Here is a 26,122-nt window from a genome sequence, read left to right on the forward strand (position 1 = left end):
TCGGAATGACAATGAGTAAAGCACAGAATAAGCACCATTGAATCCTAGTTACAGAATCCCTCTTTTTTTGATCTCAAGGTATTTATTGATCGTGTTGACTGTGAGATCTTCGGGTCGGGTAAGGATGGTTTGAATTCCGTGTTTTTGAAGTTCTTTTGCCATTAATCGTTTGTCATAGCTAAATTGTTCGGCAATGGTTTGATTGAAGATTTCTGGTACTTTTTCGGCTTTAGTGTGAATAAAGCTTTCCAGTTCGGTGTTTTCGAAAAAGATGACTACCAGTAAATGTTTTCTCGCCAAAGCCAGCAGGTAAGGCATTTGCCTGCGAAGTGCACCCAAATGTTCAAAGTTGGTGTATAACAACAGCAGGCTTCGCTGTGGTAAGCTGCGATTCATGTGAGTATACAGAAGGCCAAAATCTGAATCTCTAAAGCGCGTGCCAACATTGTAAAGCGATTCCAAAAGCAGGTTTAGATGGGTCTTTTTAGAACTTGCCGGGAGTATCTTTTCCATTTTATTAGAAAAAGTGATCAATCCTGCTTTATCTTTTTTCTTTAGGGCAATGTTTGAAAATGCCAGGGCACTGTTTATGGCATAATCCAGCAACTTGAGGTTATTAAAGGGCATTTTCATGGTACGCCCGGTATCAATGACAGAATAGACGGGTTGTGACCGTTCATCCTGGTACTGGTTCACCATGAGATCTCCCTGCTTTGCAGTAGCTTTCCAGTTTATGCTTCGCACATCGTCTCCCGGCACGTAATCCTTGATCTGCTCGAATTCCATGGTGTGGCCAATCTTCCTTATCTTCTTTAAGCCCGGCTGTGAGATCTTTCGATCTATAGCCATGAAGTCATACTTCTTCATTTGAATAAAAGAAGGATAAACTTTCAACATTTGTTCTTTGCCAAACTTCTTCCGGCGTTTTGCCAGCTTGAGAGGTGTAGAGGCAAAGACATTCAGGTTACCGAAGAAATATTCCCCGCGTTCTACCGGTCGCAAAGAATAGCTGAAAGATGAAGAATCCCCGGCAGGTATATTTAAGAGTTTCAAAAAATCCCTTTTTTGGAACTGTACCGGGATCTCATCTATAATTTCAAGCCGGGATTTAAAACCATAGTTGTTCTGCAGTAAAATTTCTACGGGGTTTTGATCGCTATTAGAAAATTTCTCGGGCAGGATCCTTTCTGCAGTTATTCCGCGACTCTTATACAAAGCAATAATATCTGCCAGAAAAATTAATAGAAATATCACGGTGATGATCCACAGCACGGGGTAGAGCCATTGAAGCCAATAGGAGAACAGGAAACCGGCGGCCAGGACAAAGATGGTCACAAAAAAACGCTGGTGCAGGTATAATGACTTGAAAAAGTGTACCAATTATCTCGGGATTTCTACAGAGTGAGTGATCATATCTATAGCACTTGCCGTAGTACTGCCTTCCATTTCACGTTCGGGAGACAAAATAATGCGGTGACCCAACACAGGTTCCAGTACTTTTTTGATGTCTTCGGGGATAACGAAATCTCTTCCATCTACTGCCGCCACTGCTTTTGAAGCATTCATCACCGCAATAGACGCACGCGGAGAAGCTCCCAGATACAAATGCGGATGATTTCTTGTTTTACTCACAATTTCGGCAATATAAGTAAGCAGTTTCTTTTCAACTCTTACTCCTTGTATCTGAGAACGCAGCACCCGCAGTTTTTCGGGATCTAAAACGGCTTCGACCTCATTTTGAGGTGCAGCTCCCTGCCGGTCATGGTGGGTTTGAAGTATCCTCACTTCCTCTTCCATCGCCGGGTAATCAACATTGATCTTAAATAGGAACCTGTCAAGTTGTGCTTCGGGAAGGGCATAAGTTCCCTCCTGGTCAATAGGGTTTTGGGTAGCAATTACCATGAATGGCGGTGGCATGCTATGCTGCTTTCCGTCAATAGTGATCTGCCGTTCTTCCATCACTTCAAAAAGAGCAGCCTGTGTCTTAGCGGGTGCCCTGTTGATCTCGTCGATGAGAACAATATTGGAAAAAACAGGACCCGGCTTAAATTCAAAGTCCGAAGTTTTTGCATTGAGTACCGATGTCCCCAAAACGTCACTCGGCATAAGATCGGGGGTGAACTGGATGCGACTAAATCCGGTTTTTAAAGTTTTGGCAAATAATTTTGCAGTGATCGTCTTTGCTACCCCGGGCACTCCCTCAATGAGTACATGCCCATCGGCCAGCAAGCCAATGATCAAAAGGTCGATAAATCTCTCCTGTCCAATGATGATATGTGAAAGCTGAGTTTTCACATTTTCTACTGCCGACTTTAATTCCTCCAGCGGAATGCGGTTTTCAAAAGTGATCTCGTCGTTCTTTATTTCCTCGTTTTCCATTTATTTCTTTTTAAAAGCCTCCATGGCTTTGTTTAAATGTAGCAATTCCTCTTTTGACACAGATTGTTGGTTTTCCAATCTATGCATGAGTTGCCATAAATTTTTGACCTCCTCTTTACTATTATCGCTTAGTGCTGCCAGGTTTTCATAAAAACTTTCATTTACATTCCCCGTAGAAACCCGGTAGTGGGTACGAACATATTCCAAAAATAAAGTAATCTTTTTTGAAGCAATACTACTGTAATCTTCCCGGTCCAGGTAAAGGCCTGCAATTGTTCGGGTGAAATCCAGAGTTTGATTCCGTAGCGGCTGGACCACGGGGATACTGCGTTGCTTGCGTTTCCCTTCAAAAAGGATAAATAATACGCTGCCTATAATCACAAAATAATAGGCCCAGCGCAGGGCTTTACTGTTTAGGATCACGAAAAGAGGAGAAGTGTAGAATGATTTTCCCGTTTTATAATAATGATCCCAATAAACAACTTTTTGAGCAGGCAGGTAAGCCAGAACTTTTTCAACATACTCTGCATTGTTGTCCTGCAGCAGGAAATAATTGCTGAAAGCTTTTGGTGTGGAATGTAAATAAACCACGCCTTTTCCAATAGTATCTCTCAAAAAGTTAATTTTTGGCGAGGTAATTTCGGCTGAATCCCTCTTAAGTTGGGTTACCCCAAGAACCTCCTTAGGCAGGGAATCTGAAATTATAAAAATATCCTGGTAAGTCTCTTTGTCAAACAGGAACGGTTGTGAGTTCTTGAGCGCAGGATCCTTGAGGTTCAATAATGGTTTTGAGGAAAAACCTTTTTCGGGCGTAAGGGTTTCCTTTTTTAGATCAAGGGTATCGAGAAGATTTGCGCTAAATTGCTCGGCTATAAAAAAAGCAGTATTTCCCTTTGCCACCCATTCAAAGATCTTTTTAAGCTCATGTTTATCAAAGCCAAGCCCATTGTTAAGAAAGAAATAAGTGCCGGTGACAGTGGTGTCATTAAGAAATTCAAAAGGAGGAACATTGACCTCCTTTAATTCCAGGTCCTGTTGCTTAAGGTTATCAAAAAGCACTTTTGTTCCCAGGGGGATCTTATCAAGGGCCGAATAGCTGGGGCTCCAATTTAATTCCTGCGGTTCATTGGCCTCCAGCCAGGTGAGGAAAACCAGCAGCAGAACGAGCAGGGCAAGTGTGATCTTATATGCTTTGCTCATGCTGTGGCTGAATTATTTCTTCGGTTAATAGAAACTCATTTTTGATCTTGTCGTAATCCAGAGCTGTGGTGGCAAAATTCCCGTACCACACAAAATCATAGATACGGTTAAGTCTTTTGAAGCGCCGTTGAAGTTCGGGCGCTTTGATTTCCATCACGTATTCCTCATCGGTCTTGGAGGCATCGTAGATCACAAGCTCCTGTCGCGACAATTGCTGAAGTATATAAAGAAAGTGATAGCGAATAGCCAGACGGTAATTTTCGGCCGCTACGGCTTTCTCAATTAATTTTTTAATGTTTCTCGTTTTGATGATCTTTTCCTCTTCATTGAAATGAAGTTCCCCACTAGATGGAGTCCCAAAAAGGTAATTTCCGGGGTTCATTTTTCCGAAGAGATAGAGAATGAGTGCGAGCAACAACCCCAGCAGCAGGTAAGGTAGGATATCAAGAAGAATGGCCAGCAGCAGGGGGGCTTCATAATCCCCAAACATCCAGTCCAGAAACCGCTCCCATTGTAGCCCAATGTATCTTTTGAATTTGCTCCACCAGCTATCTTCGGCCGCTGCTTCGGAATAATCATAAGCGGGATCCTGTTTGAATTCCTCAATGGTTTCTTCAGAAAAATCTAATGGCACCAACTCTTCTTCCGAAGTTTGTACCGGCATCACCAACTCCCCGGCAGATACCGAAAGATTGAAGCCGAAAAGGAAAAAGAGGAGGAATTTTACCATTTTTAAGATCCCAGGTTTGAGATACGTTCATAAGTACCTGTGGCATTCTTTTTTTCGTCCAGGTGGTAATAAATAAAAGCAGAAGCTACTACCCCAATAACCGAAAGCAGGTACTGGAAGAGTGACGAGAGCACGTTAAAAAACACATATACCCAATCGACAACATCGGCAGGATTTGCAATACTTCCCTCCTGGGACATTACCAGAGCCTTAATGAACATATAGATCATAAGCGGAAACTGAAAGATGAGTCCAATGATGTATATGAGCAGGGTAATTACAAAAAGAGTGAAAAATGTTGTCCACCAGTTGTCTTTAATAAGGCTGAAGGAATAGCTTATGGAATCCATGACCGAGGTACGTGCAAAGATGAGCATAGCCGGCGCTAGTGATAGGGGCACCCATACATAAACTCCCGGGAAAAAACAGAGCATAAGTCCAAAAACGGTAATGATACCAATCAGGATTACCAGCCCGAGCATGCTTCCAAAGTCTTGTTTAACTCCCCGGGAAACTTGTGAATGATCTACTTCTCCTGAATTTTCAATGTAACTTTTAATATAATGCAAAACTGTATTGTAAAGGAGCACATAAAATGCCAGCAGGGAAACGAAGAGGATAAACACCGAAATGAAGAAGGTCTCAACATTTATCTCAGAAGTTTCTACTAAAAACGGGTTGGAGAGTAGATCCATTCCCAGGTAAGAATAATATCCTATGGCAAGAATAAGAATTACAAAAACAGGGCCTGTTATCTTAAAAATGTCCATAAACAGGGGCTTCAGGTTTTGGCGAAGAAATTTAAAGGTATCGGTAATGATATCTCCCAGCTCGCGCTGTTTTCTAAATTCGATTGGTTGGGACATTGGGTGGTTTTCTATGTAAATAAATGGGATAGTAAACGTAGTAAAATAATATAAGTGCCAGGGAGCCGGTAATGATGAGAATGGCCAGCCAGTCGGGCATTTGTGTTTGCCTGGTAACAAAACCTTCCAGGAAACCGGCTAATACAAAGAAAGGAATAGTGCTAATTACGATCTTGAGTCCGGCTTTTATTCCGTTCACAAAAGAGGTGAGCCGGGAATAGGTGCCGGGGAAAAGAATGCCTTTCCCAACAACGAGACCGGCACAGGCAGCGACTATGATCACCGAGATCTCTATTGTGCCGTGAATCCAGATGGTCCTTACCGATTCCCATAGTAATCCTTTTTCATAAAAGAAGTATTGGAAGGAACCCAACATTATAGCATTCTGCATGATGATATATAGAGTTCCCAATCCCGCAAAAATGCCAAAAACAAAGGCCATTAAAGCTACCCGTACATTGTTGATCGTTATCCCGAGAAACATTTCCATTTCCCCCATTTTTTTATAAACAGCCATGGGATCATCATTGGCAATGTTTTCAAGAGTCATATTGACATAGGCATCACCCAGGATAGAGCGAACAAAAGCGCCGTCACTCGAGGCAGAGAAACTTCCAGCTGCAACAAAGAGTACAAAAACCAGGAAGGCCAGCAACAACTGCTTTTGATACCGGTAAAATTCCCGCGGAAATTCTTCAGTGAAAAAGGTAATAAACCTGCTTTTTGGTTCTTTTTTATTGCGGTAGATCTTTTGATGTGCTCTTGAAGCAAGGCCATTTAGGTAGTGAAATGTATTGCTGCCGGGATAGAAAGTCTGTGCATAGCTAAGATGATCTGTCACCTCAAGGTATAGTACCGATAATTCACCGGGAGACAAGATTGCATTATTTTGCAGGGCGCTTTCAAATCTTTGCCAATTATCCTTATTTTGCCGTACAAAAGCAGCCTCGCGCATTCTTTGCTATTTTGTCTCAAAGAAACATATTAAATGGATAATTTTCAAATTGAAACTGCCCAAAATATAAGCATTTCCCAAAATGTTGCCGGGGTAGGGGAGCGTATCCTGGCGTATCTAATCGATGGCCTCATTATGCTGGCATATATCATCATTGCGATTATGCTCCTGGGAGGCCTTGATGCCAGCCAGGGGCAGGAATGGCTTTTCATAAGTGTGATTATGTTGCCATTACTCCTTTACTTCCTGTTATGGGAGAGCTTATGGAATGGGCAATCGCCCGGTAAGGCAGCATTGGACTTAAGGGTTGTAAAGATCGATGGATCAAGACCGGCATTTTCAAATTACCTGGTCCGCTGGCTTTTAAGGATCGTGGACATCACTTTAACCAGCGGGAGTGTTGCAGTAGTTACTATCTTAATGAACGGCAAAGGGCAACGTTTGGGAGACCTTGCCGCAGGTACCACTGTTATTTCTGAAAGAGTGAGAACCGGGCTGGACAGGACCCTCCTGGTCAATGTTCCTGAAGATTACCGGCCGGTCTACCCGCAGGTAACCATGCTTTCTGACCGGGATGTGCAGGAAATAAAGGAGATCTACAAACATTCTCTTCAAAACTCCAACTACAAGGTGATAGGGAAATTGTCTAACCGGGTATCGGAATTACTGCAGGTTACCCCGGAAGAAAATTCGGTGCAATTTTTAAAAACTATACTAAAGGATTACAGCTATTATACAAGGCACTAATTAATCGATAATTTCCATCTGGATATGGATGTTTCTTAGAGGCCATTCGCTGCCATCTGTCGGCACCTTGTTAATTTCATCTACCACATCCATTCCTGATATCACCCTGCCAAAAACAGTGTGGTCATTGTTGAGGTGTGGTGCACCGCCGGGATCCTGGACAATATAAAATTCATAAGGAGACGAGGCTTTACTCACATTTTGTTCAGAATATTTTGCGGCTGCAAGGGCACCTCGCACATGGCGATGACCGGCTTCAAACTCACTGGGAATAAGGTAATCTCCTATCCTGTGTCGTTTTTGATTGGTGTCGGGATTATCGGAATTTCCTCCCTGGATGACAAAACCTTCCGAAACCCGATGAAAGAACGTGCCGTCATAGTAATCGTTATTGACCATATAGAGAAAGTTGGCGCGGTGCAAAGGAGTATCTCTAAACAATTCTACATCAATATTTCCAAAACGTGTTTTTATTCGCACCCTGTTTTCGTCGTGTTCCTTTGCATATTTCGTTAAAAAAGGGATCAATTCTTCCTGTACCAAAAGTGGGCCTTCACGTTCTTCTTTTTCAACTTCGGCTTCCACCATTTTTTCTGTCTTAGTGTTATCAACACGGGCAGTATCGGGTTGAACGGGTTCTTCAAGCATGCTTTCCACCTCATTTTGTGATGAAGATTTCTTATCTTCACAACTTGCAAAAACGGCTGCTACCAAAATCATTATCAGGAAAAATTTAGATCTCATGGATTTTCAGGATTTTTTAAGTCTAAGCCCGAATTTAAGGAAAATTACACTTCCGGGCGAAGAGGCGCACTTTAAATTGGCTCCTGTGCTGAGGATGAAGGAACTTGAGAACCTGAATATTGACAGGAAAAATCCAAAACAGGCGGCGGTTCTTTCAGTTTTTTATCCGGCAGAGAACGGGGAAACCAGCTTTGTTTTGATCCTAAGAAAGACCTACAAAGGAGTACATTCCAACCAGGTAGGTTTTCCCGGGGGCAGAGTAGAATTGGCCGATAGGGATCTCGCACATACGGCCCTGCGGGAAACAGAAGAAGAAGTTGGTATTCCACAGCATGAAGTAGAGATCATGAGGGAGATGTCAAGATTATATATTCCTCCAAGTAATTTTTGGGTGCATCCTTTTATGGGTATTATGAAAAAGACTCCGGTACTGGTGCCACAGGAGGATGAGGTGGAATCTGTGCTGGAGATTAAACTTGATGAGTTTATGAGCGAATCCTGTTTGATCAAGGAAACCCTTAGTACCTCTTATGCCAAAGAGATCGAGGTGCCTGCATTTTTACTTAATGGTCATGTGGTGTGGGGAGCTACCGCAATGATGTTGAGCGAAATGAAAGAAATCCTAAGGCAGCTGCTGTAAGTTATATTTAAGTATCTTTGTTCTTTCTTTAAAATGTAAGGGAACAAATGGGGATATTGAAAAAGAATCCTTTTGGACATTATCTTTTCTTTAAAAAATGGCTGATCCGAATCTTTGGAGTGCTCTCACACAGACGATACAGGGGATTTAATGAACTCCATATCGAGGGTTCAGAAATTATCAAGAACCTGCCCGGGAACAACGTTCTGTTCGTTTCCAACCACCAAACCTATTTTGCCGATGTTACGGCCATGTTCCATGTTTTTAATGCAGCATTAAGCGGAAGGGTAGATTCTATTAAGAACGTTGGATACTTGTGGCAGCCCAAACTCAACATTTATTATGTTGCTGCAAAGGAAACAATGAATTCTGGCCTTCTCACTCGTTTGATGGCTTATGCCGGAGCGGTTTCGGTAGAGAGGACCTGGCGGGAAAAAGGAAAGGAAGTACAACGGGAAGTAAACCCCGATGACCATAAAAATATTGGGACAGCCTTACAGGATGGCTGGGTGATCACTTTCCCTCAAGGAACAACTAAACCCTTTAAACCTATAAGAAAGGGAACTGCCCACATAATCAAACAGTACAAACCAATAGTAATCCCAATCGTTATTGATGGTTTTAGACGTTCTTTTGATAAAAAAGGTCTGAGAATAAGGAAAAAAGGTATTCTTCAGAGTTTCCAGATAAAAGAACCACTTGTTATAGATTATGATAACGAAACTATTGAAGAGATTGTAGAGAAGCTGGAGTATGCCATTGAGCAACATCCTTCTTTCCTGAAAGTGATTCCGAGAGAAGAGCTAGAAGTTATGGAAGAGTTGAACAAGACCCGACAATGGGAATATTAGATTTCATACTGAAGAATTCTTTTAGAAAACAGAAGCAAAAATCAGGTCTGAAGATCTCGAAATTAGAAAGGAAAATGCTCTTTATGACGTAGAGCATATTTGGTGATTTGCTTTTAGGAGTAGGCTGAACAAGGGTTTAGTTGTAGTTGCTTTTTTATTGAAATCCAAAAATGTCATTTTTGGAAGATATTTTCCCCGGCTGCTTAAAACGGAACTTCAGCTACTGCTTATCAATATTAAGAACCCGACCCTCTTTTTCAGCTTTTTTGTCCAGACTGGCTCCGTAGAAGCTTCCAAAAGCCATTCCAATTGGGAGGCCGATACCTATAAAGGCAACATTTCCAGTTATAGCAAAGATTGCGGTTCCAATAGGTAGTCCAAAGGCGCTCATTCCAAGAGGAAGCCATAAAGTGGTGTAGTAATTTTTTTGAACAATTCCAGGTCCTTTTGCAAGAAGGTTTAAGATCCTGCCTTTTGCCGTTTTTATTTTCTTACTAAGGTTCTTATCTTCAGGAGAAAGATTGTTCACTTCTTTGATCTGCTCGTTGATTAAGGCCACAGTGTTTTCGGGAAGTTCCCGAACCTCGAGATCCTTCAGAAGTAACTCAAGCTCTAGAGCTGCCCCTCCTTTTTCGGATTCTTCAGAATTTAAACTTAGAAGTTCCATTAGCTATATTTCCAGTCTTTTTAGCTCCCTGTAATTTTTCTTGAGTCGGCGCAGTAGAATTCCGTAGATAAGCCTGTAAAACAGCCAAAGGGCCAGAAGAAAAACAGCAAGGATAATAGAGAATACTACTGTGAATTTTACCCAGTCCATAGCATCAAAGGTGTATTTGGAAGTATTTTCAATATCCTGTATTAACTGGTGGTTTTGGACAGTGAGATAACCAATGACTAAATAATATATCCCTGTTGAGATAAGAACATAGGCGATATATGTCCTTACTGTTCTACGGGTTCTAAGGATGTTGTGCATAAGCGTGGCAGCATCATCTGTAGTAGAAATCCTTTTGTAGTTCCTGTAGAAACAGTAAATAAAGTAGAAAGTAATTAAGTAGCTAATTACATATACAATAATTGTCACCTTCTTGAGATGTAACTGCTCCAATTGATCCCAGTAATTGGCATCGGCCATGAAAATAGTGAATAAGGTGGAAAGTAGTAACTCCACAATACTTATCACAAAGATCCACTTAACTATGGAAGAGGATTTCTTCCATATCATACTGTAAATATCATCATAGGAAAGTCTTGGAAGATTTTCCTCCTGCTTTTTCCAATTTTGTTTTAAAAATTCAAGTTCATCCATATCGTAGGTACTACGGATTTAAAATATTTCTAAGGGTTTTTTTGATCCTGTTCATCTTCACGCGTGCGTTCACTTCAGATATCCCCAACATTTCTGAAATTTCTCTATAAGACTGGTCTTCCAGGTATAAAAAAACCAGTGCCTTATCAATGTCATTTAATTCTTTAACAGCTTTATACATTAGTTGCAGTTGTTTCTCAACTTCATCATTATAAGCCTCTGCCTTAATTTTAAAGCTTATTTCATCGTAGTTCTGGGTATGCAGCTCTTTTTTAGATTTCCTGTAAAGGGTAATTGCGGTATTAAGTGCAACCCGGTACATCCAGGTACTAAATTTCGAATCACCTCTAAACTTTGGGTAAGCATTCCAAAGCTGTATTGTTATCTCCTGGAACAGGTCGTTATGTGAATCCTTATCATTGGTGTACATGCGACATATCTTGTGCACAATATTCTGGTGCTTTTCAAGATTACTCACAAATTCATGTTCCAGTTGTTTCTTCACAAGGCTGTTTAGACTATTATAAGTAGCGAAAGTAATGCACTTGTTACAATTCCCTTAAAATTTATTTATCTTCTATTTTGTGTAAGGAAAGCTTTAACTTTGAAATAAAGGTTCATTAAGGATGAATATTCCAGTTTCCGAATACCCCCGTGTTGTCATTGTTGGTGGCGGCTTTGCGGGAATTTCAATTGCCAAGCATCTTCTAAAGGAGAAAATACAGGTGGTCCTGCTGGATCGTCATAATTACCACACTTTCCAACCTTTATTATACCAGGTTTCTACCTCGGGCCTGGAACCCGATTCCATTGCTTACCCTCTTCGAAAGATCACGCGTCACAGCCGTGATGGTTATTTTAGGCTCACCGAAGTACAACGTATTATTCCTGAAGAGAACAAGATCAAAACTTCAATTGGCGAACTTGCTTATGATTATCTTGTTCTGGCTACAGGCTCCCGGACAAATTTCTTCGGAAATAAAAGTATTGAGAAGAATGCCATGTGGATGAAAACAATTCCGCAGGCATTGAATATCCGTAGTTTGATCCTGGAAAATCTCGAGCAGGCGGTAATCACCGAAGACCCTGAAAAACGGAAGGCGCTCCTTAATTTTGTGGTGGCCGGGGCAGGTCCAACTGGAGTGGAACTTTGTGGTGCTATAGCCGAAGTGCGAAATCACATCGTACCAAAGGATTTTCGGGACCTTGATCCAACCGAGATGGAGATACATCTTGTGGAAGGACTTGACAGGGTATTGCCTCCCATGAGTGCCGAAGCATCTAAAAAAGCCGAAAAATTCCTGAGGGAACTGGGGGTGGATATCCATCTCAATGTCATGGTGCAGGAGTATGATGGCAATAAGGTGACAACAAATAAAGAAGATCTAACTTTTATTACTTCCACTTTTATTTGGGCGGCAGGAGTATCGGGTGCACCCGTGGAGGGATTGAATGCCTCTGCACTTGTCGATAAGGCCGATAGATATGAGGTAAATGTGTTTAACCAGGTGAAAGGTTACGAGAATATTTTTGCTATTGGGGACATTGCTTTAATGAGCAATGAAGATTATCCCAAAGGGCATCCTATGGTTGCACAGCCGGCAATTCAACAGGGAAAACACTTGGCGAAAAATATAAAGAGAATCCTGAATAAGGAAAAAATGAAGGCTTTTGAATACAATGACAAAGGCACCATGGCAACTGTGGGTAGAAATAAAGCTGTAGTTGATCTTGGAAAACTAAAATTTGGAGGCTTCTTTGCCTGGTTCATCTGGATGTTCATTCACCTCTACTTTTTGGTAGGTTTCAGGAACCGGCTTATTACATTTTTCAATTGGGTATACAACTATGTTAATTTTGATAAAGCTGCAAGATTGATCATTAGGCCGTTTAAAAGTAATAAAGAGAACCTGGAAGTAGACCAGAAAAAGGTATAAAAAAAGCCGGCTCAAAAAAGATCATTTTGAGCCGGCTAAATTTTTATGGTAAATATTTTATTCTAACCATTCTACGCGTCCTGTATCCACATCATAAACAGCTCCTACAATTTTTATCTCTCCATTTTCGGCCATTTCGGCTATTATAGGGCTTTCATTCTTGATCACATCTATAGTGTGAAGCACGTTGTTTCGGGTTACTGCGTCAACAAACTCCTTGTTCTCAACAGTTCTTTGATCATCAGAAAAACCCTCGGTCATGTCGATTGCCGGTTCAATATGATTCAGCATTCCGGTAATATTTCCAAGCTCCACGCCTGCAATGGCAGATTTTACTGCGCCACAACTTTCATGGCCCATTACCACTATTACCTTTGAACCTGCAACTTTAGTTGCAAATTCCATGCTTCCAAGCATACCTTCATCTGCGAAATTACCCGCTATACGACCTACAAAAATATCTCCAAGTCCCTGGTCGAATATTTCTTCTACAGGAACCCTGCTGTCGATACATGAAAGTACCATTCCTGTGGGATACTGTGCTGATCCAGTTGCTCCCCTTCTTGCTTCCCGATTTCTTGGGGTAAGGCTGTCCTGAACAAATCGAAGATTTCCTCCCTTAAATTCTGCGACTACATCAGCAGGCATTAAGGCATCACGTTCTGCCTGTGTTAAAGTTATATCCGCTTCTCTTTGGGTTTCCATGGCGGTGTTTTCAGTTTCTTCAACTTCTTCAACAGGCTCATTTCTTTCCTCTGTTTCTCCACAAGAAACCATTAGAAGTGAAATGAATAGAATAAAGCTCCAGTAATTAATAGTCTTAGTTTTTTTCATTGTTATATGTGTTAGCATTAGTGAATAAAATAAAATTATTGACTGCAGATAGGTGTTTAATGATTGTGAAAAAGGTTTAAAACTGTAATAAAAAAAGCGGCCCGGAGGCCGCTTTTTGTTAATTTTTGCACTTACGGCCTTATAACTTTATCTCTGCACAACCTATTCTTGCACCTGCATTACCACTAGGTTGAGAAGTGAAATCATCTACACCGGCGTGCACGATCACCGATTTGTTCAGAATATTTTTCTTTTCATCTTCGCAGCCAATACACCACTCATCTGTAGTAAAAGTAATACTGCCTTCTCCACTTGAGTTCACGTCAAAGTTCCCTATGTCTCCTCTATGATAACCACCTGCATCTCCCCATTCTCCGTGATCTTCAAATGTCGGGTTCCAATGTCCTCCGGCAGAGGTTCCATCTTCTGCAGAACAATCGGCATTCTCATGAAGGTGGATTGCATGCATTCCTTCCTCAAGTCCTGCAAGATCTGCTGTCATAGTCACTTCTCCATTTTCCTGGATAAATGTTATTGTCCCCGAAACATTACTACCGCTGCGCGGCTCCATTTGAATAGTTAGCTCATCCTGGACATAAGTATCACCAGGTCCCGCCTCTTCTTCCTGCTGAGTAAGATTAGTGTGTTCATCTACGCGCTCATCGGCAGATTCTTTCTCATCCCGGCAACCGGTTAAGGTTAAAGCGGTAAAAAGAAAAAGGGATAGTCCTATTTGTTTCATAGTTGGTATTTTAAAATTATTTTTTCAGCTCACTAAAATAGAGTATGCTGCCTCATTTGCCAAAAAATTAAGGAGAGCTTAACAATAGCTGGATTTTACTGTAGAAATGTTGACTAAATATCTTAAATGCTAGTAGTTGATTTACAGGTTTTTACTAATCTTCTATTTTTTGCAACTAAATGCATTTATCAAATGCTTTCAGTAAAGATAAAAGCACTTATGAATTTTTTAAAACAGCAAAAGAAGTTCAAGACCTATTTTTTTAAGGATGATTAAATTTTCTTCAATTGGGTAGTTATTTTCACTTTGTTTGAAAGAGTACGATGCACCGGACATTTATCGGCAATTTCCAATAGCTTTTGTTGCTGCTGTTCGTCGAGATTTCCTTCAAGAACTATTTCCCTCTCAAAAAGGTCAATTTTCGCGGTGTTTCTTTCACAGTTCTCACAATCTTCGGCGTGACTTTTTTGGTGATCTACGTGGGTCTCAACATTGAGTAGGGGCCATTTTTTACGTCGTGCATACATTTGGATGGTCATAGAGGTGCAGGCTGCCAGGCCGGCAGAAAGAAGTTCGTATGGAGAAGGACCAAAGTCCTCTCCTCCAAAGGATTTTGGTTCATCGGCCGTGAAGTAGTGTTTGCCTGCTCGCATTTGGGTTGTGAATCCTTCTTCTCCCAGGTTTGCAACAACCTGATGGTTGGTTTCCAATTCTTTTTCTTCTGGTATTTCGAGATATCGCGAGGCCCAGGAGGCTATTACCATTCCTGCATATTCTGAATCCTTAGTATTGGTTAACAAATGATCTGCGCCATCCAGAGAAACAAAACTTTTGGGATGTTTCACACTTTTGTATAAAGCTTCTGCATTGCTAATTTCTACTACAGAGTCCTGTGGGGAATGCATAATCAAAAATGCTTTTTTTAGATCCCTTGCAAAACTGGTAAGATCATGGGTATTTATATCTTCCAGGAATTTTTTCTTTATGGTAAAATTCCTACCTCCAACATTCACTTGAGCTACACCTTTTTCATCAATTTCCTCGAGACTGGATTTCAGTAAATTTTTTACATGAACGGGGGAGGAGGGTGCTCCAATTGTGACCACACTTTTCACAGAGGTCAATTTTTCTGCAGCAAAAATAACTGCAGCCCCTCCCAGAGAATGACCAATGAGCATTTCGGGTGCTTTATACTCTTGCTTGAGGAAATCAGCAGCTGCAAGCAGATCTTCCACGTTCCCAGAAAAAGTGGTATTGGCAAATTCGCCATCACTTTCTCCCAGACCCGAAAAATCAAAACGCAGCACGCCATATCCTTTTGCGGAAAGTGCCCGTGCAATATTTTTAACTGCAAAGAAATTTTTATTACAGGTAAAGCAGTGGGCGAAAAGTACGTAACTGTGGGGATGCCTGTTAAGGGGAAGTTCAAGGTAACCTGAGAGTTCCAGGCCTTCTGAATTTTTGAATTTTATTTTTTTATAGTTCATAGGAAAGATATTGAATTATAAAAAAGGCTTTTAAAAAGCATCCTGAATTCCATCTCTACATCAAAGTCCAAATGGTTTCTTTAATGCCTCATATAATGGAAACAGTGAATACTTTTTAAAAGCCCTGCTTTCTACAGGTAATTACCTGTTATCTGCGATATTTGGTTTGATCGAATTCTCCTCTATCATAGAAAGAGTCATCTTCCGAAATTGTTCCGCTGCTGCGGCGGTCAGAATGTTTTCCAGATTCATTCCCGGTAAGAGGGTCACGATCACGATCTACAACTCCACGATCCCTGTCTGTAAGGGTACGTTCTCGATCACTTTTGTTATGATCAGAAAGGTCATTTTTTCTATCGGCATCTCTCATTCTTTTTCTTTCTTCATCTTTGTCGTGTGAACCAAGATCTTTGTCTCTGTCTCTGCGGTCTTCGCGGTTGTAGGATTCCAGCACAACCATCTCATATTCACGATCTACGTCATACCCTTTCTCCATCCTTTTTGTCTCGGCAAAGGTGCGGTGGTCAATTTTATCTGTATACACAAACTTATCATCCACATTTAATCTTGCGAGTCCTATAGGAAGGATCAGGTGATTCTCTCCTTCTTTGTTTATAAATTCGTGTACATCTCCAGATGCAGATTTCCCATATGGATCATGGTTTGCATCAATTATGGATTTATCCACTTCAACATCAAGATATACTACTCTTCTTTTTTCTTTGCTTACCAACAGGTTATCTACTTTCCCTATTACTTTGTTGTCAACATCTTTTACAGGCCATCCTCTTACATCTGGATCGTCACTGTCAACTTTAAAGTCGGAAAGTTCATTGAGGTAAAACAAATGTTTTCTATTGTCTTTTCTATCTGTCATAATTTCTTTCTTTTTTGATTAGCTCATTTTCTTTAATAAGTCTCCTGCTTCGTCAAAGAACTTTTTTACCTGATCTTTTTGGTCAAGGGTAGGAGTAGATCCCTCAATGTTTTGTGCTGCAGTTTTCACTTCAGTTACATCACTGGAAAGGTTAGGAAACTCTTCCTTTTGCATTTTTTCCATCACATTAGCCAGTTTTGTCCCTGCAGATTTAATTGTATTTGCATGGGTTAAAGACATTGGGTCGCTTTTTATTGCCTGTGCCTCCTGTCTTACAGTTTCCATATCGGCACTAATGTCATAGTTCATATCATCTGCTTTTGCCTGTACAGCGTTTATAAGCTCAATTAGAGCATTATTTGTATATTGATGATCTATGCCCATTTTCTCCTGATCTGAGATGTAGGCCAAATAACCTTCAACTCCTTCACTGGTGTCCCAGTCTGTGGTATCAGTCTGGTCTTCCCAATTGGTGGTTTCAGCGTCTTCTTCCTCCCAGGTAGTTTCTTCAACCTGTTCAGTTTCTACCTCGTCTAAGTCATCATCATCATCGGCAAATACTAAAAAGTATAGTATTGCAAGGATAACCAGTACCAGGATAATCCAAGGCCAAATTGGTTTCTTCTTTTCGATCTTAATCTCTGCCATAATTGTTCTTTTTTAATTAGTTAGATTGAACATCTAAATTACTCATTTGGCAGCCCAATTTAACTAAGGGTAGCCTAAATTATTGTTAATTAAGCATTAAAATAGCTAATTGTTTGCGAGAATGCTAGCGTAGTTGAAGATGTAGAGAGTTATTTTTAAGGAACTGCAATTTTAATCTTTACCGGTGATATGCTGGCAGTTACATCGCTAATATCTCCTCTATATTCCCCATCTATTTGGAATGGGATCTTTTTGTCACTGTAAATTCTTGCTTCTTCGGCAGAAATGATTTCCAGAAAATCCTCATCAAGTTCTGCATTTTCGCTAAAGGTTTTAAGGATCTGGGGAATATTGAATTCCTTAAATATGAGGATCTCGAACTTGCCGTCATTATACCTGCCATGAGGGTTAATATTGGCGCCAGTACCATATTTCCTGGCATTGGCAACAGCTACAAGAACTGCGTTGCGGGAGAATTTTTTTCCGTCCACCTGTATATCAAACTGAAAAGGAAAGTCACTTTTTATAAGAGTCGGGATAGATTTTAATAAGTAACCTAATTTTCCGCGGATATTTCCTTCCTGATAATTTTTTATCAACTCAGCATTTAATCCAATATCGCTTATATGTAGACAAAGCTCATTATTTATGAGAATAGAATCCATATTTTCAAATTTATCCCCCAAAGCTACTTCGGTAAGATATTCATCACTGCCGTGAAGATTAAAGTTTTCGGCGAGACCGTTTGCCGAACCGGCAGGGAATATTCCAATGGGAACAGAATCATCTTTAAGAAGTTCGGCAATCAATTTTATAGTTCCATCACCGCCTACAGATACAATACGATGAGGGGCATAATTTTCAATTTTTGAAAAGAGGAGTTCTTTGTCATCCTTGCCGGTGGTGTAGTAGATATCCAGGTCGTAATTCTTCTTCTTTGCCTGTTTTTTAACCTCCTCGATGATATCTGATTTATCTATTCCACCCGAGATCGGGTTAACTACCATTAAAACCCTGCTAAAGTCTGTCATTTTTATTGAGCTTGTGCCTAAAAATAACTAATTTGGGAGGGATAGGTAGTTAAAAAATATTAAATATGAGGTTAGACATTAAGCTCTACCGGGGTTATGTGAATGATCAGGAATTAGTAGTGTTTGGACATGTTTTTAAGTCCTGGGCACCAGATAAATATGAAATTGACCGCAGGGGCTACAGGCATGCAAAATCTGTTTACAAGATGTTTACGATTAGTCCCATAAAAAATGCCACTGTGAAATTAAATTTTAGAAGTCTTGAGGTGGTTACAAAAACTACAGATGATGGGTACTTCAGGTTTAATCTGCCTTATAACAAATTCCTGGAGAGCGGTTGGCACGAATACTCGGTCACCTGTCAATTTGGAGAGATTGGAGTGGTAGAGACAGGAGAATTGCTTAAGCCGTTTAAAAGTAAACTTGGAATAATATCAGATATTGATGATACTTTTCTTATTTCTCACACCCAGAATTTTTTCAAGAAGCTATATGTGATCCTTACCCAAAATATAGACAACCGTGAGATTTTCGACGATGTTGTTCCCCATTACCAGGCTTTAAGCAGGGCCGGGCAGGAAGAAGGACAATTCAATTCATTTTTTTATGTTTCCAGCAGTGAATGGAATTTATATGAATTTATTCTGCAGTTTGCACGTAAACATAAGCTTCCCAAAGCGGTAATAAAATTAAAAAGTATTAAAACCGGTCTTGGGGATTTTCTATTTACGGGCAGGGGTGGTCATGACCATAAATTTATCAAGATCAAAGATGTTATTTCTTTTTATCCACAACTTCAATATGTTTTAATGGGAGATGATTCCCAGCAGGATGCTTACCTGTATGAGCGTATAACAAAAATGTTCCCCTTAAACATTAGAGCTATTTACATTAGGCAAACTTCAAAACGGCAGAAAGAGAAAATAATTCAGGTATTGGAAAATATTGAGGATCTTGGAGTTGCCACCTGCTATTTTAAAGATAGTGGAAAAGCCATTGGACATTCAAAAAAAATAGGGATCGTTTGATCCCTATATGACTTTCAATAAAATTTGGTTTGGTAAGTAATTTTTGATTTTAGAAGGTGCTGGATGGAAACACTACCACACTTTCATTTCCATTCTTTCCTACAGTTGAAACACCAAAGAAGAAATTATCTATTACTATTCCCTCGAGAGTAAAGTTGTCTACGTTCCCAACAAATCTCGAATGCTGCCATTGAGGGGAGGTCGTTTCCCTCCAGTAAATCTTATAACCGGCTACATTATCGCCAGTCACTTTTTCCCATTTTAATTTAGCCGAAGGCTCTACAATTCCACCAATCTTTACTTCTTTAGGAGCAGGTGGTGCCCATGCAAGACTTGCCATAGTGATTGCGTTCACAGCAGTTAGCTTGGCGGCGTAATCAAAATTCACATGTTCAATCACATCTCCATATTCGATCCCATCTTCAGTACGAATATCCTGATGCTGCTGGTTATAGTTCTCATGGGCTTCCATGATTCTAATTCCTGCAAACCCAAGATCATTGAAAGGCCGGTGATGCCCTCCACGACCAAACCTGTCAAGTCTGTAGATCATCATTGGGTTCATTTCGGGCATATAGGTCTCGGTAGTACGATGAACATAGCGGGCTAATTGTCGGGAAATACCGTCTACTTCCCCTCCGTAATACCTTCTCATTTTTCTTTCGTCCTCAGTTTCTGTGGGAGGAACGGGTTCAGAAAAGATCCTGAAACTTCGGTTGTCAATGACTCCGTCAACTCCTTTAATATTGCCGATCATATCATTATTTAGAACTCCTATGATGTCCCAGCCTTCGTCTTTAGCCATTTTAGCAAAACCCTGTCCCCCAAACAATCCCTGTTCTTCTCCAGATAGTCCAAGGTATATAATGCTGTTCTCAAAATCATATTTTGAAAGCACACGTGCCGCCTCCATAACTCCTGCCATTCCGCTGGCATTGTCGTTGGCTCCAGGAGCATCTGTGGTGAAATCCATTGTGTTGCTAGCCCGGGAATCAATGTCACCGCTCATAATAATATATCGGTTTGGATATTTGGTTCCTTTTTGTACTGCCACAACATTTACTACCCATGCATCTTTGGGAACGCGGTTATTTCCTTCTTTGGTGACAAAATCCTTCTGGTAAAATACATCAAGACAGTCATTGCACTCCTGGGAAATTTTTTCAAAATCGGCTTTAATAAATCTCCGGGCAGCTCCAATTCCGCGGGTATTGGAAACGGTATCGCTAAAGGTATTTCGTGTTCCAAAACCAGCCAGACGACGAATATCGCTCTCAATTTCATCGGCAGAAACCGATTCCACTATATCGTAAATTCTAAGGTCTACCTGTGGGGGTGCAACCTCTTGAGCAAAGCTGGTAAGACCACAAAAAACAAAGGTGGCAAAAATGGCATTTTTAAGCATATTAATTTTTTAGATTCCTGTTTACAAAATAGGAAAAATAAAACATAAAAAAAGCTGCATGAGATGCAGCTTTAATTTAAATCTTCAAGAAGTCTTAGTAGATGATCTTATCATCTCCGTCCATTTCTGTTTGAAGTTCTTTAGACTTTCCTTTAATCTTTGATTTTACAGAATCATATCTGTGAGAAAGATTATCGCTTAGGTCGTTGTATTTGCTTTTGGCTCCATACATATATTCGTTGCCTTTATCAGCAATGTTTTTCCGTGTTTCAGATCCTTTTTTTGGTGCGAATAATAATCCTGCTACAGCACCAAGAGCAGCCCCTGAAAGTATTCCTGCTAAAATTTTTCCTGTTTTCATGTTTCGTTGTTTTCTAAATTCGATAATGGTTAAATATCCAATTGCTAATATACCTTATTTGCAGGTTTCGTATGGAAAACCAGAGTTAAGGTTGATTTAAAATAACAATTAATATTTACTCCTTTTTAACAGTTTTTGTTCCTATATCAACGGGTAAGGCTTACAAATTGCCCCAATAATTCAAGCACCTCATCTACATCATCTACGTAGTATTTTGCCTTAGTCTTATTCCTTCCCACTTTAACACTTACTGTTTGATCTGGAAGTTCGGTAAACAGGTATTCATCGGTCCAGTCATCACCTATGGCAAAGATGAAATCGTATTTTTCTACCAGCAATTTATTGGCTGCCTTACCTTTATTTACTCCGCTATTCTTTATTTCAAGTACTTTATTTCCCTGTAACACGGTTAAGCCGTGATTAGAGATCATGTCTTTTAGAACTGCCGAAAGTTCATTCGCTCTTACTTCGCCCAATTCGGGATTTGCTTTTCTATAATGCCACGCAAGCGAGAAGTTCTTTTCTTCAATGAAGGTGCCGGGAGTTCGATCTACATAAGTCTCCAGAACGGGACGAACAGAGGACATCCAGTTATTGTTGAGATTTTCTGTTAATTGCCAGCTTTCATTTACCGGCCGGTTCCAGACCCCATGTTCAGAAATTAATTCTATGGGAACATTCTTCCACCAGGTTCCAAGGGTTTCTTTGTCTCTTCCGCTTATAAGTACAACCCGGGTATTTTTTTGTTCCCCAAGTCTTGTAACCAATTGAATTAGATCGGGATCGGGCATGGCATCATCGGGCTTGTCTACAAATTTACGAAGGGTGCCATCATAATCCAGGAACAGGATGCGGCGCTGTGCCGCACTGTATTTATCAAAAAGGTCCTTTTTAATATTCTCTGTAATTTGAATAGCCTTGAAAGCCTTTCGGGAATCTCTGGTTTGCCGCAGGCTCTTCATAAAATCTTTAGCCCACTTTTCTACATTATATCGCTTAAGCCTTTTTTGAAGGAGTTTATTGCGGCGCACCTGCTCTTCTTTGGGCATTTCGAGAGCCATTTTTATACTGTCTACTATTTGTTCGAAGTTATTGGGGTTGATGATAAGTGCCTCATTTAGTTCGTGTGCCGCCCCTGCCATTTCGCTTAGAATAAGGACTCCTGTTTGGTCTGTCCTGGTAGCGATGTATTCTTTTGCAACCAGGTTCATACCATCGCGGGTAGGGGTGATGAGTGCAACATCGCTTGAGGTATAAAGGTCAATAAGATTTTCAAAAGGCATAGAGCGATAAAAATACCAAATGGGTGTCCAGTTAATGGAAGCGAACTTTCCATTAATACGTCCCACAAGTTCGTCAATCTCTTTCTTCAATAGTTGGTACTGCGGAACATTGGTGCGCGAAGGTACAGCCAGCATAATAAGCCTTACTTTTTCCTGATACTCCGGGTACTTCTCAAGAAAATATCCAAATGCCCTAATTCGATTGGCAATTCCTTTAGTGTAATCCAAGCGATCTATTGAAAGTATCAATTTGGTGTTGCGGGTCACATACTTGTGATAATCCAGCTTCTTTTGAATATCAGAATTTTCACTCCGGGGCTGATTAAAATGTTCTTTTGCGGCCGTTCGGAATTTCTTGTAATCAATTCCCATTGGGAATGAATCTGACCTCACAATACGGCCGCCAATATTGACGCTGTTAAAATTAATATCGAGGCGAAGTATTCGGTTAACAGAGCGCAGGAAGTGTCTCTCGTAATCATAAGTATGAAAACCAATAAGATCGGCCCCCAGCATACCTTTTAATACCTCTTCCCTCCATGGAAGGGTCCTGAAAACTTCAGAAGACGGGAAAGGAATATGATTAAAAAAGCCGATAGTTACCTTCATATTTTTCTTTCTAATATACTCGGGCAACAACAGCAGCTGGTAATCGTGAACCCATACTACATCATCATCATCAAGGTGCTCTACAACTGCCTCGGCGTATTTTTCATTTACTTGTTTATAAGCCTCCCAATGATCTGGGTGAAATTCTGTGTATTCCATAAAATAATGGAACAAAGGCCAAATGGTGCGGTTACTGAAGCCGTAATAAAATTTTTCAATTTCTTCGGTGGTTAAAGTGACGGGAATACATCCCTGTTTCCTGGCTTCAGATTTTACTTCCTCCTCCATTCCTTCGGGAATATCTTCAGCAGAAAGACCTGTCCATCCAATCCATATGCTGTCTCCTTCCTGATGAAAACTCTTTAATCCGGTGGCAAGCCCTCCGACACTGGGTGTAACTTCTAATTTTTCATCTTCAGTAATATTTATTTGTAAGGGTAGGCGATTAGAGATTATTATTGTTTTGCCCATAGTAAATTTTAAGCGGGTTCTATCTTATTCATTTTGCTTAAATTTCCGAAATTTTAAATAAGCCCCCTACCATTTTAAAAGAACTTTAAGACTAAATGAAAACATTGGATTATGGATTGATAGGCAACTGTAAAAGTGCTGCCTTGATCACGAAATCAGGCTCCCTCGACTGGTGTTGTTTGCCTAATTTTAATTCGGCTTCGGTCTTTGCAAAATTGCTTGATAAGGATAAAGGAGGACATTTTTCTTTTGAAGTGTCTTCAGATTATAACATTTCTCAAAAATACCTTCGGAAAACTAATATATTGTGTACCACCTTTGCTTCGGAAGAAGCTGCCTTCCAGGTGATAGATTTTATGCCCCGTTACAAGGAGGAGGATGGAACTTTTTATACACCTCCAGATGTGGTAAGATATATTAACCTTTTAAAAGGGTCCCCAAAATTTAAGGTAAGCTATCAACCCCGCTTGAATTATGCCCGGGAAGAAACAATTACCGAAAATCATCGCTATTATCTCAAGAGCTTTACCAAAGAAGGTACTTATGACTCGCTGTATCTCTACACCAGTCTGGATTTGGATAAGGTATTGAACGGGGAGGAGATAACCCTGGAGGAGAATGCATATTTTTTGATGGGATATCATGAAAAACTCAGGGAACAAAATCTGGAAAGAGCCTATCTAAAGTTTCAGCGAACCAAGACTTATTGGATGAACTGGAGCGAATCTACTACCAAATTTCCGCATTACGATGAGGCCATAAACCGAAGTGCTCTTGTACTAAAGGCTATGACCTATCAAAAGACGGGAGCGGTTCTTGCAGCTGTGACCACTTCCCTGCCCGAGACTATTGGGGAAGTGCGTAACTGGGATTACCGTTTTTGCTGGATTCGTGACGCTTCTATGGTGATCAAGGTGATGAGCAGCCTGGGACATCGGGAGTCGGCAGAGCACTTCCTGCAGTTTATTATCGATCTTATTCCGAATAAGGATGAAAAACTGCAAATCATGTATGGGATCAACGGTGAAAAAGAATTGACCGAACATATCCTGGATCACCTCGATGGCTATGAAGGTTCAAAGCCGGTACGTATTGGGAATGCTGCATATATTCAAAAGCAGAATGATATCTATGGGATTCTAATGGAAGTGATCTATCAGCAATTCTTAAGATTTGAAACTACTTTGGAAAACAGTGAAGAACTATGGACCATTGTGAGAGGGATTGTGCGTATTGTCGAAGAGCACTGGAAACAACCTGACAAAGGTATATGGGAGTTTAGAACTGAAGAACGACATTTTACCTTTTCGAAACTGTTATGCTGGGTAGCAGTAGACAGAGCCGTTAAAATAGGTGAAATCCTTAGGAATGGGATCAATGATCAAAAGTGGAAAGATTTGCGACAGGAGATCTATGATGATATTTATCACCGCGGATGGAATGAAGAGGTGCAGGCTTACACGCAGTCGTACGGTTCCAAAGATCTTGACGCCTCGACTTTGTTGATGGAGAATTATGGCTTTATCAAAGCTAAAGATCCTCGGTATATTAGCACGGTGAAGGCTACAGAACGGGAACTTAGCTATAACGGGCTTTTATTCAGGTATAAAAATAAGGACGATTTTGGAACTCCTTCTTCATCTTTTACTATTTGTACCTTCTGGTTTATCAACAGCCTTTATAAAATTGGAGAAAAGAAAAAAGCAATGAAGATGTTTGATCAATTGCTATCATACAGTAACCACCTTGGCTTATTTAGTGAAGATCTCGATTTTGAAACCAAACGTTTGCTGGGCAATTTCCCACAGGCTTATTCACACCTGGCACTAATTGAAACAGCAATGAATTTTTCTCAGAATATTACGTCTGAGGCTCGTTTGAAGATCCTTCTTGAGGAGGAAGATCTTCTTTAATATTAATACGGGTACGCGGTAAACTGTCGGGGTAATTTTCCTGAATGAATTTAAGAAGATTTTCCCTGGCATAGACCCGCAGATCCCAGGCAGTAGGTGCGTCTTTGGCACTCATTAATGCTCTTAATTCCATGGTATTTTCGGTTAGATCTGTGACCTGTATAACATTCACTTCTCTATCCCATAGTTCTGTGGCATTGAGCAGGCGCGTAAGTTCCTCCCTTAGTTTGTCTATGGGAAGATCAAAATCTGTATAGATGAAAACAGTACCAAGAATGTCCGATGAACTTCTTGTCCAGTTCTGGAAAGGTTTCTCGATGAAGTAGGTAGTAGGAAGTACAAGACGTCTTTTATCCCAAATTTTCACTACGACGTATGTGAGTTTTATTTCTTCGATTTTTCCCCATTCCCCTTCAACTATAACAACATCATCTATACGTATGGGTTGTGCAATCGCTATTTGAATTCCGGCGAAAATAGTTCCAAAGACTTTTTGAGCAGAAAGACCAAGGATTATACCGGCAATTCCGGCAGAGGTGAGGATGCTTATACCAATTTCTTCAACTCCGTCAAAAGTGAGGAGTGCAATGCCCAGGGCAAAAAGCACGACGACGAAAATCGAAATTCTTTCAATAATGTTGAATTGAGTATAGAATTTACGGGCCCGTAAATTATTTTGAGTGGTGACATCAAACTGCTTTAAAAATTGATTTTTGGCAACCCTTATAGCGACTACAATAAACCAGGTAAAACTGAAAATAAGCAGAATGGTACGCAATTGCTGAAAGAAATCTACCTGCCCTTCATCTGTAATGATTTCTCTGCGAATAAGAACGAACTGTATGGCAACCGCAAAAAAAAGAATTATAATGGGGATTTTTAAACGGCTGGCAATATTTTGGGGTAATATATTACTGGGATCCTTTCCCAGTCTCTTCAATATAAAATGCAGCAAAAAGTATAATACAATTAATGCTGCTAAAAATATGAGGATGTTGCGGGTTGTATCTCCCATAGGTGTGATATTTCCGTTTCTTTCAAGCTAAAAAATGGAATTCATTTATGCTGTTAAAGA

The 26,122-nt window shown here is 40.4% G+C and carries 26 protein-coding genes; 6 read left to right on the forward strand and 20 right to left on the reverse strand.

The genetic code is table 11. The annotated features are described in order from the left end of the window. Nucleotides 1–48 precede the first annotated feature (48 nt). The 6 genes from OU683_RS13175 to OU683_RS13200 are packed head-to-tail and all read right to left on the reverse strand — an operon-like array spanning nt 49 to nt 6,130. Entirely contained in the window at nt 49–1,380 is a 1,332-nt protein-coding gene (locus OU683_RS13175; protein WP_268139072.1) for a DUF58 domain-containing protein, read from the reverse strand. Further along, nucleotides 1,381–2,379: an AAA family ATPase gene (locus OU683_RS13180; RefSeq protein ID WP_268139074.1), complete on the reverse strand. Its 999-nt coding sequence runs from the start codon at nt 2,377–2,379 to the stop codon at nt 1,381–1,383. It abuts the gene before it with no gap. Next, the gene (locus tag OU683_RS13185) at nt 2,380–3,579 is read right to left on the reverse strand and encodes a DUF4350 domain-containing protein (protein ID WP_268139076.1); all 1,200 of its coding nucleotides are present in this window, start codon (nt 3,577–3,579) and stop codon (nt 2,380–2,382) included. After that, nucleotides 3,563–4,309 carry a DUF4129 domain-containing protein gene (locus tag OU683_RS13190; protein WP_268139078.1) on the reverse strand — a complete coding sequence of 249 codons (747 nt, stop codon included), beginning with the start codon at nt 4,307–4,309 and terminating at the stop codon, nt 3,563–3,565. The genes OU683_RS13185 and OU683_RS13190 overlap by 17 nt, the downstream gene beginning before the upstream one ends. A gap of 2 nt (nt 4,310–4,311) precedes the next feature. Next, nucleotides 4,312–5,175 carry a YciC family protein gene (locus OU683_RS13195; protein ID WP_268139080.1) on the reverse strand — a complete coding sequence of 288 codons (864 nt, stop codon included), beginning with the start codon at nt 5,173–5,175 and terminating at the stop codon, nt 4,312–4,314. After that, nucleotides 5,153–6,130 (reverse strand): stage II sporulation protein M, encoded by a 978-nt coding sequence (locus tag OU683_RS13200; protein WP_268139082.1) that lies wholly within the window; start codon nt 6,128–6,130, stop codon nt 5,153–5,155. Before OU683_RS13200 ends, OU683_RS13195 begins: the two co-directional genes overlap by 23 nt. A 33-nt stretch (nt 6,131–6,163) precedes the next feature. Between OU683_RS13200 and OU683_RS13205 the strand changes: the two genes are divergently transcribed. Further along, nucleotides 6,164–6,877 carry an RDD family protein gene (locus OU683_RS13205; protein WP_268139084.1) on the forward strand — a complete coding sequence of 238 codons (714 nt, stop codon included), beginning with the start codon at nt 6,164–6,166 and terminating at the stop codon, nt 6,875–6,877. Here the strand turns inward: OU683_RS13205 and OU683_RS13210 are convergent, their stop codons facing one another. Beyond that, nucleotides 6,878–7,621 carry a peptidylprolyl isomerase gene (locus OU683_RS13210; RefSeq protein ID WP_268139086.1) on the reverse strand — a complete coding sequence of 248 codons (744 nt, stop codon included), beginning with the start codon at nt 7,619–7,621 and terminating at the stop codon, nt 6,878–6,880. On the opposite strand from OU683_RS13210, the gene OU683_RS13215 reads away from it, so the two are divergent. Together OU683_RS13215 and OU683_RS13220 are read left to right on the forward strand one after the other, a co-directional pair. Beyond that, complete coding sequence (locus OU683_RS13215; protein ID WP_268139088.1) at nt 7,620–8,261, forward strand: NUDIX hydrolase; 642 nt, start codon at nt 7,620–7,622, stop codon at nt 8,259–8,261. The two genes, OU683_RS13210 and OU683_RS13215, sit on opposite strands and share 2 nt — an antisense overlap. Nucleotides 8,262–8,308: 47 nt before the next feature. Further along, nucleotides 8,309–9,112 (forward strand): lysophospholipid acyltransferase family protein, encoded by an 804-nt coding sequence (locus tag OU683_RS13220; protein WP_268139090.1) that lies wholly within the window; start codon nt 8,309–8,311, stop codon nt 9,110–9,112. Between the two features lie 220 nt (nt 9,113–9,332). On the opposite strand, the gene OU683_RS13225 is transcribed toward OU683_RS13220, so the two are convergent. Genes OU683_RS13225 through OU683_RS13235 form a run of 3 tightly spaced genes read right to left on the reverse strand, consistent with a single transcriptional unit; the run spans nt 9,333 to nt 10,926 of the window. Then, nucleotides 9,333–9,779, reverse strand: coding sequence for a basic helix-loop-helix domain-containing protein (locus OU683_RS13225; protein ID WP_268139092.1), 447 nt, complete (start codon nt 9,777–9,779; stop codon nt 9,333–9,335). A 3-nt stretch (nt 9,780–9,782) separates the two neighbouring features. Further along, a complete protein-coding gene (locus OU683_RS13230; protein ID WP_268139094.1) occupies nt 9,783–10,421 on the reverse strand; it encodes a DUF8845 family protein in 639 nt (212 codons plus the stop codon). 10 nt (nt 10,422–10,431) lie between these two features. Continuing rightward, on the reverse strand, nt 10,432–10,926 hold the full coding sequence (locus tag OU683_RS13235) for an RNA polymerase sigma factor (RefSeq protein WP_228913549.1): 495 nt from the start codon (nt 10,924–10,926) through the stop codon (nt 10,432–10,434). Between the two features lie 121 nt (nt 10,927–11,047). Here OU683_RS13235 and OU683_RS13240 point away from each other — a divergent pair, with 121 nt between their 5' ends. After that, entirely contained in the window at nt 11,048–12,358 is a 1,311-nt protein-coding gene (locus OU683_RS13240) for an NAD(P)/FAD-dependent oxidoreductase (RefSeq protein WP_268139096.1), read from the forward strand. A gap of 57 nt (nt 12,359–12,415) precedes the next feature. Here OU683_RS13240 and OU683_RS13245 read toward each other — a convergent pair whose 3' ends face one another. From OU683_RS13245 to OU683_RS13270, 6 genes are all read right to left on the reverse strand, one after another. Continuing rightward, nucleotides 12,416–13,192, reverse strand: a complete 777-nt coding sequence (locus OU683_RS13245) for a carbonic anhydrase family protein (protein WP_268139098.1) — start codon at nt 13,190–13,192, stop codon at nt 12,416–12,418. A 139-nt stretch (nt 13,193–13,331) separates the two neighbouring features. Further along, a complete protein-coding gene (locus tag OU683_RS13250; RefSeq protein WP_268139100.1) occupies nt 13,332–13,934 on the reverse strand; it encodes a superoxide dismutase family protein in 603 nt (200 codons plus the stop codon). A 272-nt stretch (nt 13,935–14,206) separates the two neighbouring features. Beyond that, nucleotides 14,207–15,421 carry a bifunctional alpha/beta hydrolase/OsmC family protein gene (locus OU683_RS13255; protein WP_268139102.1) on the reverse strand — a complete coding sequence of 405 codons (1,215 nt, stop codon included), beginning with the start codon at nt 15,419–15,421 and terminating at the stop codon, nt 14,207–14,209. Nucleotides 15,422–15,569: 148 nt separating this feature from the next. Continuing rightward, nucleotides 15,570–16,298, reverse strand: a complete 729-nt coding sequence (locus tag OU683_RS13260; protein ID WP_268139104.1) for a PRC-barrel domain-containing protein — start codon at nt 16,296–16,298, stop codon at nt 15,570–15,572. An 18-nt stretch (nt 16,299–16,316) separates the two neighbouring features. After that, nucleotides 16,317–16,946: a hypothetical protein gene (locus tag OU683_RS13265; protein WP_268139106.1), complete on the reverse strand. Its 630-nt coding sequence runs from the start codon at nt 16,944–16,946 to the stop codon at nt 16,317–16,319. Nucleotides 16,947–17,101: 155 nt separating this feature from the next. Then, nucleotides 17,102–17,977: a diacylglycerol/lipid kinase family protein gene (locus tag OU683_RS13270; RefSeq protein ID WP_268139108.1), complete on the reverse strand. Its 876-nt coding sequence runs from the start codon at nt 17,975–17,977 to the stop codon at nt 17,102–17,104. A 65-nt stretch (nt 17,978–18,042) separates the two neighbouring features. Between OU683_RS13270 and OU683_RS13275 the strand changes: the two genes are divergently transcribed. After that, entirely contained in the window at nt 18,043–19,005 is a 963-nt protein-coding gene (locus OU683_RS13275) for an App1 family protein phosphatidate phosphatase (RefSeq protein WP_268139110.1), read from the forward strand. Between the two features lie 49 nt (nt 19,006–19,054). On the opposite strand, the gene OU683_RS13280 is transcribed toward OU683_RS13275, so the two are convergent. The 3 genes from OU683_RS13280 to OU683_RS13290 all read right to left on the reverse strand — a co-directional run bounded on the left by OU683_RS13280 (nt 19,055) and on the right by OU683_RS13290 (nt 23,134). Continuing rightward, nucleotides 19,055–20,410, reverse strand: a complete 1,356-nt coding sequence (locus OU683_RS13280) for a M28 family peptidase (RefSeq protein ID WP_268139112.1) — start codon at nt 20,408–20,410, stop codon at nt 19,055–19,057. A 94-nt stretch (nt 20,411–20,504) separates the two neighbouring features. Continuing rightward, the gene (locus OU683_RS13285) at nt 20,505–20,771 is read right to left on the reverse strand and encodes a YtxH domain-containing protein (RefSeq protein ID WP_268139114.1); all 267 of its coding nucleotides are present in this window, start codon (nt 20,769–20,771) and stop codon (nt 20,505–20,507) included. Between the two features lie 146 nt (nt 20,772–20,917). Further along, nucleotides 20,918–23,134 carry a bifunctional alpha,alpha-trehalose-phosphate synthase (UDP-forming)/trehalose-phosphatase gene (locus tag OU683_RS13290; RefSeq protein WP_268139116.1) on the reverse strand — a complete coding sequence of 739 codons (2,217 nt, stop codon included), beginning with the start codon at nt 23,132–23,134 and terminating at the stop codon, nt 20,918–20,920. A 95-nt stretch (nt 23,135–23,229) separates the two neighbouring features. Between OU683_RS13290 and OU683_RS13295 the strand changes: the two genes are divergently transcribed. Then, the gene (locus OU683_RS13295; RefSeq protein WP_268139118.1) at nt 23,230–25,047 is read left to right on the forward strand and encodes a glycoside hydrolase family 15 protein; all 1,818 of its coding nucleotides are present in this window, start codon (nt 23,230–23,232) and stop codon (nt 25,045–25,047) included. Here OU683_RS13295 and OU683_RS13300 read toward each other — a convergent pair. Then, nucleotides 24,995–26,062: a mechanosensitive ion channel family protein gene (locus OU683_RS13300; protein ID WP_268139120.1), complete on the reverse strand. Its 1,068-nt coding sequence runs from the start codon at nt 26,060–26,062 to the stop codon at nt 24,995–24,997. The genes OU683_RS13295 and OU683_RS13300 overlap by 53 nt on opposite strands. Between the last annotated feature and the right edge of the window lie 60 nt (nt 26,063–26,122).

It is taken from the genome of Salinimicrobium sp. TH3 (assembly GCF_026676115.1).
In the GTDB taxonomy this organism is placed as follows: Bacteria; Bacteroidota; Bacteroidia; order Flavobacteriales; family Flavobacteriaceae; genus Salinimicrobium.